A 13284-nucleotide genomic window follows, 5' to 3' on the forward strand; every position below is an offset into this window, starting at 1 on the left:
TCGACCGGGACGGGGAATGGCATCCGCCCCCTGTATAGTGCGGGGACGGATGCCTAGGGCTTTTTTGGCCAGCTCGGCACTTCGCGGCGTGACCCGGTCGTAACTGCCTGGGCGGGCAACTCACCCCAACTGCCCTGCCCGGTTTCAGGCTCGGCCTGTTTGCTGGACGAGCCTGGTGGCGGTGGCGGCGCCTCGGAATTCTGCGGCGGCGGAGAGGGCTCGCGGCGCCGGTGACGCAAGGCAAATTCGGCAACCGCTTCGATGTCCTGCTCTTCAATGTGCCCGGCACCGCGCCACGCCGCATGCGCGCGCGCAGCCCGCAGCCAGACCAGATCGGCGCGCATGCCGTCGACACCTGCGGCAAAGCAGCGCTCGGTGATCATTGCCAGGGACTGGTCATCCAGTTCGATGCCCGCCAACAACTGACGTGCCTGCTCACAACGCCGCTTCAAAGCATCCTGCTGCGTTTGCCAGTGCTGGCAGAAGCCCTGAGGATCGCTGTCGAAATCCAGACGGCGACGGATGATCTGACTGCGCTCGGCAGGCAGCGTATGGCCGCTCAGGGCCACATTGAGGCCAAAGCGATCCAGCAACTGCGGGCGCAATTCGCCCTCTTCGGGGTTCATGGTGCCGATCAGCACGAAACGCGCAGCATGACGGTGGGAGATACCGTCGCGCTCGACCAGGTTGACGCCGCTGGCCGCGACGTCCAGCAGCAGGTCGACCAGATGGTCGGCAAGCAGGTTGACCTCATCGACATACAGCACGCCACCGTCGGCCTTGGCCAGCACACCTGGAGAGAAGCGCGCGCGGCCTTCGCTCAGCGCGGCGTCGAGATCCAGCGTGCCGACCAGACGCTCTTCGGTAGCGCCCAGCGGCAAGGTGACGAACTGACCGCTGGCCAGCACATCGGCCAAACCTCGGGCCAGCGTCGATTTAGCCATGCCTCTCGGCCCTTCGATCAACACGCCGCCGATGCGCGGATCAATGGCAGTCAGGCATAACGCCAGTTTCAGGTCATCGGCACCCACCACAGCGGCCAGTGGAAAATGCGGAGTTTCGCTCATCGTTGAATCAGACACGGTCATCAATTCTCTTCTATGTCCAGGAGCAGGTCTTCCAGCGCCTGCTGATACTCGCCAGGCTCCTGCCAGAGGCCGCGCTGCTGGGCTTCGAGCATGCGCTCGGTCATGTCGCGCAGCGCATCAGGATTGTGCTGGGCGATGAAATCGCGAGTCGCCGGGTCCAGCAGATAGGCGTCGGCGAGCAGCGCGTACTGGTGATCATCGATCAGCTCGGTGGTTGCATCGAACGCGAACAGGAAATCCACGGTCGCGGCCATTTCGAAAGCACCTTTGTAACCATGGCGCTTGGCCCCTTCGATCCATTTCGGATTCGCTGCGCGCGAGCGTATCACCCGGTTCAGCTCTTCCTTGAGGGTGCGGATTTTCGGCAGGTCGGGCTGGCTATGATCGCCATGGTAACTGGCGGTCTTCTGCCCGCTGAGGGTTTCAGAAGCGGCGAGCATGCCGCCCTGAAACTGGTAGTAGTCATTTGAGTCGAGCAGGTCGTGCTCGCGATTGTCCTGATTCTGTAGCACCGCCTGCACCTGAGAAAGCCGTTGGGCAAAGCGCTGGCGCGCGGGCGTACCTTCATCGGCAGCGCCATAGGCGTAACCGCCCCAATTGAGGTAAACCTCGGCAAGGTCGTCGCGGCTCTGCCACAGGCGGCCATCGATCGCGCCTTGTACGCCAGCGCCATAGGCACCGGGTTTGGCACCGAATATCCGCCAGCCGGCCTGACGCGCCGCCTCGTCTTCATTCAGGCCTTCTGCTATGAAGCCTTGCCGTTCTTCACGGACCCTGGCCGCCAGCGGGTTCATGTCGTCGGGCTCGTCAAGCGCCGCGACGGCCTGCACCGCAGCGTCGAACAGCTTGATGAGGTTGGCGAAAGCATCGCGGAAGAAACCGGAGACCCGTAGTGTCACGTCCACTCGCGGGCGGTCGAGCAGGCTGATCGGCAGAATCTCGAAGTCATCGACCCGCTGACTGCCCGTCGCCCACACCGGACGCACGCCCATCAGCGCCATGGCCTGGGCGATGTCGTCACCGCCGGTACGCATGGTCGCCGTGCCCCATACCGACAGGCCCAGCTGGCGCAGGTGATCGCCATGGTCCTGCAGGTGTCGTTCCAGCAGCAGATTGGCGGACTGGAAGCCGATTCGCCAGGCCGTGGTGGTCGGCAGGTTGCGCACGTCCACGGTAAAAAAGTTGCGGCCAGTGGGCAGCACATCCAGGCGCCCACGGCTCGGCGCGCCGCTGGGGCCTGCCGGCACGAAACGACCACTCAGCGCGTCAAGCATGCCCTGCATTTCGCCGGGGCCGCAGGCATCCAGACGCGGCGCGACGACGTCACGCAGGCTGTCGAGAATCTGGGCCAGATCATCGTGCGCCGGCAAGTCGGTCAACGCTTCGCCCTGCGTGACGCGTTCGATAAGGCTGGCGGCGTAAAGCTCCAGCCGCTCGCGCGCATCGCCGGCACTGCGCCAGGGATCGCCGCTCAGGGCCTGCAATGCAGCGGGCCGCGGGCCGGTCCAGGGTTCGGCCAGCTCGCAGTTAAGCGGATCGAAGTCCAGCTCGAAAGCCTTGCTCAACGCGCGCAACAGACTGGACTGCGCGCCACGCCCGTCACCGCGCGGAATACGCAGCAGGGCCAGCAAGGTGTCGATGCGCAGGCGACCTTGCGGCGATTGACCGAAGATATGCAGGCCATCGCGAATCTGCGATTCCTTCAGGTCACACAGGTAAGTGTCCAGCCGTGGCAGCCAGAGCGCCGCGTCGGCATCGCTGTCGAGGTTCTCGCCCAGCGCCAGTTCGCGGTCGATATGGGTTTCACGGACCAGTTCGAGAATGTCACGCTGCAGCTCGCGCGCGCGGCGCGGATCGAGCATTTGCGCTTCGTAGAATTCGTCGGCGAGCAGTTCCAGATTACGCAACGGGCCGTAGGTCTCCGCGCGGGTCAGCGGCGGCATCAGGTGATCGATGATGACCGCCTGAGTGCGCCGCTTGGCCTGTGCGCCCTCGCCCGGATCGTTGACGATGAACGGATAGATGTTCGGCATGGCGCCCAGCACCGCGTCCGGCCAGCAGGTTCGCGACAGCCCCACGCCCTTGCCGGGCAGCCACTCGAGGTTGCCGTGCTTGCCGACATGCACCACCGCATGCGCGCCGTAGGCTTTGCGCAGCCAGAAGTAGAACGCCAGATAGCCATGGGGTGGAACCAGATCCGGGTCGTGATACACCGCGCTCGGGTCAACCTGATAACCCCGCGCCGGTTGAATGCCGATGAACGTGAGGCCAAAGCGCAGTCCGGCGATCATCATCCGGCCACTGCGAAACATCGGATCGGTGTCCGGCGTGCCCCAACGGGCGTTCACCGCATCGCGATTTTCCTGCGGCAGTTCGTTGAACGCTGCCAGGTATTCCTCCAGCGCCATGCTCTGCTGACACGGGCGTTGGTCGATACTGTCCAGATCATTGGTCACGCCGCCCAGCAGTTGCTGGATCAGTTCGGTGCCAGTGTCCGGCAACGGCGCCAGCGGATAGCCCTCGGCCTGCATGGCGCGCAGGATATTCAGCGCCGCAGCAGGCGTATCGAGCCCCACACCATTGCCGATCCTACCGTCGCGAGTCGGGTAGTTGGCGAGGATCAGCGCCACGCGCTTTTCGCCATTGGGCAGGCGCGCAAGCTCGATCCAGCGCCGCGCCAGTTGCGCGACGAAATCCATCCGGTCCGGCTGGGCGCGGTAGCAGACCACGTCTGACTGGCTGCGCTCACTGCGCCAGGCCAGGTCCTTGAAGCTGATCGGCCGACTGATGATGCGTCCGTCCAGCTCCGGCAAGGCAATGTGCATCGCCAGATCTCGAGCGCCAAGGCCCTGTTCGCTGGCCTGCCAGGCAGGCTCGTTGTCCTGCGCACAGATGGCCTGAATGACCGGTACGTTGCGCCGGAACGGACGCAGATGCGGCGCTTCCGGACTCGACTGAGCGAAACCGGTGGTATTGAGAAGCAGCTCGGTTTCAGCCTCATCCAGCCAGTCCTCCACCTGAGTGAAACAGCCGGGTTCCTTGAGGCTGGCCACGGCAATGGGCAGCGGGTTGATGCCTTGCGCCTGCAAGCGCACACAGAACTCGTCGATGAAACCGGTATTGGCGGCCTGCAGGTGCGAGCGATAGAACAGCAGCGCCACCACTGGCTGCTCGGCAAGCCAGTCTGCCTGCCAATCGGCAAGCTGCGCGCTTGCCAGGCGAGGATGGTAGATGGCTGTGCGCGGCAGCGGCGCGGGCTCGGCCCAGGAATAATCGCGGTCCAACCAGCGACTGGCCATGCAGTTGTACAACTGCAGCGCGTTCTGCAGGCCACCCTGACGCAGAAACTGCCAGAGTCGGTCGCGTTCTACGGCAGGCACGGTGCTCAGATCACTCAGTTCCGGATCAGGACGGTCATCACCGGGCACCAGAATGACCTGAACGCCGCGTGCCGCGAGCTCCATCAGCCGCTCGACGCCGTAGCGCCAGTAGCCGATACCGCCGTGCAAAGAAATCAGAATGACCTTTGCGTGACGCAGCACTTCATCGACGTACAGGTCGACAGAGGCGTGATTCTGGACCTGCATCGGATTGGCCAGACGCAGGCTGGGGTAGTCGTCGGGGAGCTGCCGGGCGGCTTCGGCCAGCAGCGCCAGGCTGGAGTCGCCGCTGCAGAGAATCACCAGCTCGGCCGGGGTCTGGCCCAGATCGGCAATATTGTCGTCAGGTACGAAACCGCCGGGCTGGGTTCTCAGTAAATGCATGGGTCAGCCGACAATCGCAGCATTGAGTTGCGCTTGCAGGGCTGCGGCATCCAGCTCCTGACCAATCAGCACCAGGTGCGTGGCACGCTCTTCATCGGTACGCCAGGCGCGGTCGAAGTGCTTGTCGAAACGCGTGCCGACACCTTGAATCAGCAGGCGCATCGGCTTGCCGGGAATGGCCGCGAAGCCCTTCACACGCAGAATGCCGTGCTGCACCACCAGTTGATTCAGTGCATCGAGCAGGACTTTCTCATCGGCTTGCGGCAGTGTCAGGGAAATCGAATCGAACGCGTCGTGATCGTGGTCATCATGATCGTCATCGTCGTGGTGATCATGGTGGGTCTTGCGAGCGTCGATATGCAGTTCGGACTCGGCACCGACACCCAGCAGCACGCTGATCGGCAGGCGACCACTGCTGGCTTCGATCACCTTGACCGCAGGCGGCAGCTCCTCGGCAACTTCGGCACGCACCGTCGCCAGCCCTTCGGCGTCGATCATGTCGGCCTTGTTGAGGATCACCAGATCGGCGCTGGCCAGTTGATCGGCAAACAGTTCGTGCAGGGGCGACTCGTGGTCCAGGTTGGGATCGAGTTTGCGCTGCGCATCGACCTGATCAGGGAAGGCAGCAAAGGTGCCGGCCAGTACCGCCGGGCTGTCGACCACTGTGATCACCGCATCGACCGTGCAGGCGTTGCGAATTTCCGGCCACTGAAAAGCCTGGACCAGCGGCTTGGGCAGCGCCAGGCCCGAGGTTTCGATCAGTATATGGTCCAGATCACCACGGCGCGCGACCAGTTCGCGCATGACCGGGAAGAACTCTTCCTGCACGGTGCAGCACAGGCAACCGTTGGCCAGTTCGTACACCCGGCCGTTGGCTTCTTCTTCGGTGCAGCCGATCGTGCACTGCTTGAGGATTTCTCCGTCGATGCCCAGCTCGCCGAATTCATTGACGATGACCGCAATGCGCCGCCCTTCAGCGTTGTCGAGCATGTGCCGCAACAGGGTGGTCTTGCCCGAGCCGAGGAAGCCGGTGACGATGGTGACGGGAAGCTTGGCAAGTGTTTTCATCAGGTGCCCTTTGGCAGTGCGGCGGGCAAACAGGACGAGAACCGCATGCAGGACACGCAGATCGGATCGCCACCGGATCACCCCGCCCGGTTGTAGTGAGAATTCTCCAGAGCCGCAGCATGTGTGGCCCGTTCGAGGCAGGTCTCCTGGCTCACGGCGGCGTGCGGCAGACAATGAATAATGTGCCGACACGCATTCATCGCGCCTTCCCGCCGCAGCAGTGGCTGTGCAATGAACATGACCGTTTACAGTTGCGGGGGCAGCTGCGGCATGTACCGCATTCCCGTCTTAGCTCCACTGGGTGATGTTTTACCCAGGGAGAACCTCGAATCAGCAAGGCTACGCAGTGACTGCAGAGAGGTCAATCGTTCAGATTGACGCTGCCCCGCCGCCCATGGTCTCCTGTGCGCCTTGTTTCGGGTGCCCCTCACGGGGTGAAACGGGAAACCGGTGCGCTCGCGTTGTCGAGCAAGTCCGGTGCTGCCCCCGCAACGGTAAGCGAGAGTAGGTCTGATCCACTGTGCCGCTGGCATGGGAAGGTGACCTTGCAGGCTTTGACGCACTGACGTCCTGGCCCCTCGCCAGCCCGGAGACCGGCCCGATATGCTTGCAATGACAAACCCGCGGTGGGCGGGCGCAGTTGAAACCTCCGGCGTCTGCCGGCAGGTTCTTTTGCGCGTGGCCCACTTGCCGATTACCAACAAGAGGGAACGCCATGTCGACCATCAGCAGCCACGCCGCCGCGCCCAGCTCCACACGCACTCAACGCCTGACAGCCGCCATCAGCGCTGCGCTTCTCGGCGCCTGCCTGGTGTACCTCGCCGGTTTCTCGCACATCGCGGCCGTGCACAACGCGGCACACGATACCCGTCACAGCGCTGCCTTTCCTTGCCATTGAGGGCCACACAATGTTCAAGCGAATCGCCTACACCGCAGGTTTCACCGGCTTGCTCGCCGCCCTGCTGCTGACCCTGCTGCAAAGCCTGTGGGTGGTGCCGCTGATCCAGCAGGCCGAGACCTACGAAAACGCACCTGCCGAGCAACTCCATCAGCACGCGGACGGCGCGATGGCTGAACACAGCCATGCCCATGAAGAAGCGGCCTGGGAGCCCGAAAACGGCTGGCAGCGTGTGCTGTCCACCACCGGCGGTAACCTGGTGGTCGCGGTGGGCTTCGCCTTGATGCTTGCCGGGCTTTACACCCTGCGGGCACCGGGGCGCACCGTGCAAGGCGCATGGTGGGGGCTGGCCGGTTTTGCCGTGTTCGTGCTGGCCCCGACCCTTGGGCTGCCACCCGAACTGCCAGGCACAGCCGCCGCCGAGCTGAGTCAGCGGCAACTGTGGTGGCTCGGCGCTGCCGCGTCGACTGCCGCCGGGCTGGCCTTGCTGGTGTTCGGTCAGAACTGGCTGCTCAAAGCACTGGGTGTGGCGATTCTGCTGGTCCCGCATGTGCTTGGCGCGCCACAGCCGCTGGTCCATGAAAGCCTGGCTCCCGAGGCTCTGGAATCGCAGTTCATGATTGCCTCGCTGCTGACCAACGCGCTGTTCTGGGTCGCGCTGGGGTTGATCAGTACCTGGCTGTTCCGCAGAAACGACGTGCACACCGACAATGTCGACCTGCATCAGGCCTGATCCAGCGACCCTTCAACCCGGCGCACCTCTGGTTGCCGGGCTGGGCTGTCGGCGCGGCTGCTCGGCTGCGCTGTTGCGCGATCTGCTCGAGCAGAGCCTGCAGGCACTTGAGCTGGACATTGGTCGGGTGACCGCGCTGGCGTCCATCGACCTGAAAGAAACCGAGCCCGGCCTGCTTGAGCTGGCTGGGCAACTGGCAGTGCCACTTGTGTGTTTCAATGCCGCGCAACTGGTGGCGTGGGAACTGCACCTCACGCACCGTTCTGCGCAGGTGTTCCAGAATACGGGCTGTCATGGCGTCGCCGAGGGCTCGGCCCTGGCACTGGCGGCACAACTGGGAGACGGTACGGCCACCCTGCTGATTGAACGGCAGAAAAGCGCGCAGGCTACATTTGCCTTGGCAATCAGCCCTGCGCACAGCGGATAATCTCCCCGCGCTCACTCACCCCGGAGAATTCAGTGACTGTCTATTTCATCGGTGCAGGCCCTGGCGATCCGGAGCTGATCACCGTCAAGGGCCAACGCCTGATTCGCAGCTGCCCGGTCATTATCTACGCAGGCTCGCTGGTGCCCCTCGCCGTGCTGGAAGGTCATCAGGCCGTGCAGGTGACCAACAGCGCCGAGCTGCACCTGGAGCAGATCATCGAGCTGATCAAGCATGCACACGTACAAGGCCAGGATGTGGCGCGCGTGCATTCCGGAGACCCGAGCCTGTATGGCGCTATCGGCGAGCAGATCCGCCACCTGCGCGAACTCGACATTCCGTTCGAAATCATTCCGGGGGTGACCGCGACAGCTGCCTGCGCCGCGCTTCTGGGCGTCGAGCTGACCCTGCCGGACGTTTCGCAGAGCGTGATTCTGACCCGCTATGCCGACAAGACCTCAATGCCCAGCGGCGAGGAACTGGCCAGTCTGGCCAGCCATCGGGCAACCATGGCGATTCATCTGGGGGTGAACAACCTGCAACGGATCGTCGAGGAGCTCATGCCACATTACGGCGCCGACTGCCCGATTGCCGTGGTGCACCGCGCCAGCTGGCCGGATCAGGACTGGGCCGTTGGCACGCTGGAGGATATTGAGGAAAAGGTACAAGCCAAGGGCTTTCGCCGTACGGCGCTGATTCTGGTCGGACGTGTGCTTGCCGATGACACCTTCAGCGAGTCCTCGCTGTACCGCGCCGGGCATGCCCACTTGTTCAGGCCGAAGTAGTCAGTACCGCCATGATGATCGCAGTAATGAGCGGCGACGCATGGCGTGATGAACAGCGTGCCGACGCTGGGCTGGCACGCTGATCGGTATTGCCCTCCTCAGGCAGCCGCCTCATACAGCTTCGGCGCGGCCACTTCGCCGCTTTCCAGGCTCTTGCGCAGAATATCGGCCTGCACGGCAGCCGCTTTCATGGCGCTGTCCTTGATGTAGCCATAGCCGCGAATGCGTTCCGGCAGGCGTGCCAGACTCAAGGCGGTATGGCGATTCTGCGTCTGAAGGTGCTGCAGGATCAGTTCGACATCGCTGACATAGCGGTCAATCAGCGCCCTCTCCTGCTGACGCTCAAGGCTGCGCCCGAACGGATCGAGCGCCGTGCCACGGAGGAATTTGAACGTCGCCAGCACATCGAACGCGCGCAGCATCCACGGGCCAAAGCTGCGTTTGCGCGGCAGGCCAGTGTGCGGATCGCGCTTGGCCAGCCACGACGGCGCCAGGTGAAACTCCAGCCGGTAGTCGCCTTCGAACTGCGCTTGCAACTGGCGGGTGAATTCGCCGTTGCTGTACAGCCGCGCCACTTCGTATTCGTCCTTGTAGGCCAGCAATTTGAAGTAATTGAACGCCACAGCCTCGGTCAGCGTCGGCTGCTGACCGGGAAACGCCCGCGATTCGCTTTCGCGTACGCGCTGTACCAACGCCAGATAGCGCTTGGCGTAGGCAGCATTCTGATACTGCTTCAAGGCATCGACATTGCTCTGGATACGCTGATCAAGGTCCATCGGTTGCGGCTCGCTGACCTTGTTTTGCGGGTTGACGAAGGCCTCCACAGCGGCAGGATCATGCGCAGTACGACGCCCCCAGAGAAACGCCTGCTGATTCAGATTGACCGCTACGCCGTTGAGTTCGATGGCCTTCTCGATGGCCGCCGAGGTCAATGGAATCAGGCCCAGCTGAAACGCATAGCCGAGCATGAACAGGTTGCTGGCGATGCTGTCGCCCATCAGTCGAGTAGCCAGTGATGTGGCTTCGACAAAGTGGGTCTTCGCCGCGCCGACCGCCTCGATGATGGTCTGCTTCATGGCTTCGGCCGGAAACACGGCATCCGTATTGCGCGTGAACTCGGCGGTCGGTGTTTGCTGACTGTTGACCACCGCATGGGAAATCTTGCTATCGAGCTTGGCGATCGCGTCCGGGCCGGCAGCCACCAGCAAGTCACAGCCGAGCAGCAGGTGCGCTTCACCGGCGGCGATACGCACGGCGAACAGATCCTCCTGGCGCGCGGCAATGCGGATATGGCTGACCACCGGACCGAATTTCTGTGCCAGACCAGCCTGATCGAGCACGCTGCAGCCCTTGCCTTCCAGATTCGCGGCATAGCCCAGCATCGCGCCGACGGTGGTCACCCCTGTGCCGCCGACACCCGGCAAGAGAATATTGAACGGCCTGTCGAGCGACGGCAGTACCGGCTCCGGCAGACGTGCGAATGCTTCGACCTGCGTGGGCAACGCTGGCTTGCGCAGTTTGCCGCCATGCACGGTGACGAAGCTCGGGCAGAAACCCTCGACGCAACTGAAATCCTTGTTGCACGCGCTCTGATCGATTTCGCGCTTGCGCCCCTGCGCCGTTTCCTTGGGCAGCACAGACAGGCACCCGGATTTGACCCCGCAATCGCCGCAGCCCTCGCACACCGCCGGGTTGATCAACGCGCGCTTTTCCAGATCGGGCATGGTGCCGCGTTTGCGACGGCGGCGCTTTTCAGTGGCGCAGGTCTGGTCGTAGATGATGACCGACACGCCTTTGAACTCGCGTAACTCGCGCTGCACGCTGTCCAGATCGCGCCGATGATGAAAGGTGGTAATCGGCGCGAAGTCCTCACGACTCGGGTATTTGTCCGGTTCGTCGGAAATCAGCGCGATGCGCTGCACGCCTTCGTTGAACACCTGACGGCTCAGTTGATCGACGCGCAGCACGCCGTCGATCGGCTGGCCACCGGTCATGGCCACCGCATCGTTGTAGAGAATCTTGTAAGTAATGTTGACCTTGGAGGCCACCGCTGCACGCAGCGCCAGGTGCCCCGAGTGAAAATAGGTGCCGTCGCCCAGGTTCTGGAAAACGTGCGGGGTTTCGGTGAACGGCGCCTGACCGATCCAGGTCACACCCTCGCCGCCCATTTGGGTGAAGGTATCGGTTTCGCGGTCCATCCAGATGGTCATGTAATGGCAGCCGATCCCGGCCAGGGCGCGACTGCCCTCCGGCACCTTTGTCGAAGTGTTATGCGGGCAGCCGGAGCAGAAATGCGGGGTGCGCTGGGTAGTGAACAGCGGCGCCTGCAGCGCTTGCTCCTTGTCGCTGAGAAACTGCAGACGCGCTTCGATCTGCGGGCTGCTGTAGAAAGGCGCGAGGCGTTTGGCGATCACCCTGGCAATCATCGCCGGGGTCAGCTCGCTGAGGTTCGGCAGCAGTGAGCGGCCCTGCTCATCGAACTCGCCGACCACCACTGGCCGGCGTTCCACAGGCCAGTTGTAGAGCTGACCGGTCAACTGGTCTTCAATGACACTGCGTTTTTCCTCGACCACCAGAATCTCGTCCAGCCCTTCGGCAAAATCGTGCACCGACACCGGCTCCAGCGGCCAGCTCATGCCGACCTTGAGCACGCGAATCCCGACCTTCTCGCACAGCTCCTGATCAATACCCAGCTCTTCGAGGGCCTGGCGCACGTCCAGATAGGACTTGCCGGTGGTGATGATGCCCAGCCGGGGTTGCGCAGAATCGATCACTACCTTGTTCAACTGGTTGGCGCGGGCGAAGGCCCTGGCGGCGTAGATCTTGTAGGTATTGAGTCGTGCCTCCTGAGCCAGCGGCGGGTCCGGCCAGCGGATGTGCAAACCGCCTTCGGGTATATCGAAGTCGTCAGGGATACGGGTTTTGATCCGCAATGGATCGACCTCGACCACCGCAGAAGAGTCGACGTTCTCGGCAATGGTCTTCATCGCCACCCAGCAACCGCTGTAGCGCGACAGCTCCCAGCCAATGATGCCGTAGTCGAGAATCTCCTGAACATTACTGGGGTTGAGCACGGGGATCATCGAGGCGATGAACGCATGCTCGCTTTGATGGGCGATGGTCGATGATTTGCAGCCGTGGTCGTCGCCCGCCAGGATCAGCACACCACCATTGGCCGCAACACCGGCTGAGTTGCCGTGCTTGAAGACATCACCGCAGCGGTCCACACCCGGCCCCTTGCCGTACCAGAGGGCGAACACCCCATCGTACTTTCCATGCGGGAACAGGTTGACCTGTTGACTGCCCCAGACCGCCGTGGCGGCCAGTTCTTCGTTGATGCCCGGCTGAAAATGGATGGCGTTTTGCTGCAGGTAGTCCTTGGCGTCCCAAAGGCTCTTGTCCAGATTGCCCAGCGGCGAACCGCGGTAGCCAGAGATAAACCCGGCAGTGTTCAGGCCCTGCGCCTCATCGCGCTGCTTTTGCAGCATCGGCAGGCGGGTCAGGGCCTGCGTGCCGGTCAGGTACAGATTGCCGGTGGCAAGCCGGTATTTATCATCCAGACGAATATCAGCCAGGGACATGCGAATACCTCTCTTGTTCTTATAAGGTCAGGTCTTGTACGCCGGGACGGTCCTGCCCGGCAGCCTTGCAACTAGACTGCCAGCAGCAAAGAGGCTTTTTCTTTCTAAATGCGCGCAAATCTGCTGATATTCAGCATGCTTTTTTCGGCCAGAACAAAAAACAAGGTCAATTCATGCAGCCAAATTTGAGCCCCATCGATCGCAAGATTCTTCGTCTGCTGCAACATGACGCCAGCCTGTCGGCCGCGGAAATCGCCGAACGGGTCGAGCTGTCGCAATCGCCCTGCTGGAGGCGCATTCACCGGCTTCAGGAAGACGGGGTGATCGAGCGCACGGTCGCCCTGCTCAGTACCCAGAAGCTGGGGCTGAGCATGACGGTGTTCGTTGAGGTCAAGCTGTCAGGCCATGGCCGCCGCTATCTTGCCGAGTTCGAGGAGGCAATCATCGGCCACCCCGAGGTGCTGGAGTGCTACACGATGGCCGGGGGGATGGACTTCATGCTCAAGGTGGTGGCTCAGGACATCGCCAGCTACGAACGCTTTCTGCGCGATCATTTGCTGCAATTGCCCCACGTCCACGAGGCCCATTCGAACATCGCCATGAGCACGGTGAAGCGCACCACGGAGCTGCCGCTGGACTAGACGGTATCGGGAAGAATCGAGAAAAGAAAATCCGCCGAGCGAGCGCTGGCGGATTATCGGTATCAATGAGGGCAATAAAAACATTTGACTTGCAAATGATAATGATTATTATTGCATCAGCGGGTCGCAAGACTCGCTGGATAACCCGGAAGTCTTAGGTCGGCTTCCTGATTATCTCCTCATCAGGCTAATCACGGTTTTTGACCCGGCTTTTTGCCGGGTCTTTTTTTGGTTCTTTCTTTATGGTTTCGCTGCTTCAGGCTAATGAAGTCTGGGTGTTGCGCGGTGTGTTGCAATGCCGT

At 62.4% G+C, this 13284-nt stretch carries 9 protein-coding genes and 2 riboswitches; of the genes, 5 read left to right on the forward strand and 4 right to left on the reverse strand.

Annotation, left to right across the window (positions count from 1 at the left end; genetic code table 11):
* Positions 1 to 53 precede the first annotated feature (53 nt).
* From GE543_RS02615 to cobW, 3 genes are read right to left on the reverse strand one after another with little or no spacing between them, the layout of a single operon-like run.
* Positions 54 to 1088 carry an ATP-binding protein gene (locus tag GE543_RS02615; protein WP_153220549.1) on the reverse strand — a complete coding sequence of 345 codons (1035 nt, stop codon included), beginning with the start codon at positions 1086 to 1088 and terminating at the stop codon, positions 54 to 56.
* A complete protein-coding gene (gene cobN, locus GE543_RS02620) occupies positions 1088 to 4852 on the reverse strand; it encodes a cobaltochelatase subunit CobN (RefSeq protein ID WP_153220551.1) in 3765 nt (1254 codons plus the stop codon). Before cobN ends, GE543_RS02615 begins: the two co-directional genes overlap by 1 nt.
* Positions 4853 to 4855: 3 nt before the next feature.
* Positions 4856 to 5920, reverse strand: a complete 1065-nt coding sequence (cobW, locus tag GE543_RS02625) for a cobalamin biosynthesis protein CobW (protein WP_046235414.1) — start codon at positions 5918 to 5920, stop codon at positions 4856 to 4858.
* Positions 5921 to 6038: 118 nt separating this feature from the next.
* Positions 6039 to 6263: riboswitch (cobalamin riboswitch) on the reverse strand.
* 58 nt (positions 6264 to 6321) lie between these two features.
* A riboswitch (cobalamin riboswitch) is annotated at positions 6322 to 6537 on the forward strand.
* A gap of 98 nt (positions 6538 to 6635) precedes the next feature.
* Here cobW and GE543_RS02630 point away from each other — a divergent pair.
* The 4 genes from GE543_RS02630 to cobM are packed head-to-tail and all read left to right on the forward strand — an operon-like array spanning position 6636 to position 8760.
* Positions 6636 to 6818, forward strand: a complete 183-nt coding sequence (locus tag GE543_RS02630; protein WP_153220553.1) for a CbtB-domain containing protein — start codon at positions 6636 to 6638, stop codon at positions 6816 to 6818.
* A gap of 10 nt (positions 6819 to 6828) precedes the next feature.
* Complete coding sequence (locus GE543_RS02635; RefSeq protein WP_153220555.1) at positions 6829 to 7551, forward strand: CbtA family protein; 723 nt, start codon at positions 6829 to 6831, stop codon at positions 7549 to 7551.
* Positions 7529 to 7978: a cobalamin biosynthesis protein gene (locus GE543_RS02640; RefSeq protein ID WP_003394736.1), complete on the forward strand. Its 450-nt coding sequence runs from the start codon at positions 7529 to 7531 to the stop codon at positions 7976 to 7978. The genes GE543_RS02635 and GE543_RS02640 overlap by 23 nt, the downstream gene beginning before the upstream one ends.
* Positions 7979 to 8010: 32 nt before the next feature.
* Positions 8011 to 8760 carry a precorrin-4 C(11)-methyltransferase gene (gene cobM / locus GE543_RS02645; RefSeq protein ID WP_371927071.1) on the forward strand — a complete coding sequence of 250 codons (750 nt, stop codon included), beginning with the start codon at positions 8011 to 8013 and terminating at the stop codon, positions 8758 to 8760.
* Positions 8761 to 8858: 98 nt separating this feature from the next.
* On the opposite strand, the gene GE543_RS02650 is transcribed toward cobM, so the two are convergent.
* On the reverse strand, positions 8859 to 12341 hold the full coding sequence (locus GE543_RS02650; RefSeq protein WP_153220556.1) for an indolepyruvate ferredoxin oxidoreductase family protein: 3483 nt from the start codon (positions 12339 to 12341) through the stop codon (positions 8859 to 8861).
* 173 nt (positions 12342 to 12514) lie between these two features.
* Here GE543_RS02650 and GE543_RS02655 point away from each other — a divergent pair, with 173 nt between their 5' ends.
* Entirely contained in the window at positions 12515 to 12982 is a 468-nt protein-coding gene (locus GE543_RS02655; RefSeq protein ID WP_153220559.1) for an Lrp/AsnC family transcriptional regulator, read from the forward strand.
* Positions 12983 to 13284 lie beyond the last annotated feature (302 nt).

Origin of the sequence: Pseudomonas sp. SZ57, assembly GCF_009495975.1 — a bacterium.
Lineage (GTDB): Bacteria > Pseudomonadota > Gammaproteobacteria > Pseudomonadales > Pseudomonadaceae > Aquipseudomonas > Aquipseudomonas syringae.

Excerpts from the sequence above, each read along its gene's own strand:
- GE543_RS02615 (WP_153220549.1), bottom strand. The coding sequence starts at position 1,088 with ATGACCGTGTCTGATTCAACGATGAGCGAAACTCCGCATTTTCCACTG.
- cobW (WP_046235414.1), bottom strand. The coding sequence starts at position 5,920 with ATGAAAACACTTGCCAAGCTTCCCGTCACCATCGTCACCGGCTTCCTC.
- cobN (WP_153220551.1), bottom strand. The coding sequence starts at position 4,852 with ATGCATTTACTGAGAACCCAGCCCGGCGGTTTCGTACCTGACGACAAT.
- GE543_RS02640 (WP_003394736.1), top strand. The coding sequence starts at position 7,529 with ATGTCGACCTGCATCAGGCCTGATCCAGCGACCCTTCAACCCGGCGCA.
- GE543_RS02650 (WP_153220556.1), bottom strand. The coding sequence starts at position 12,341 with ATGTCCCTGGCTGATATTCGTCTGGATGATAAATACCGGCTTGCCACC.
- GE543_RS02655 (WP_153220559.1), top strand. The coding sequence starts at position 12,515 with ATGCAGCCAAATTTGAGCCCCATCGATCGCAAGATTCTTCGTCTGCTG.
- GE543_RS02635 (WP_153220555.1), top strand. The coding sequence starts at position 6,829 with ATGTTCAAGCGAATCGCCTACACCGCAGGTTTCACCGGCTTGCTCGCC.
- GE543_RS02630 (WP_153220553.1), top strand. The coding sequence starts at position 6,636 with ATGTCGACCATCAGCAGCCACGCCGCCGCGCCCAGCTCCACACGCACT.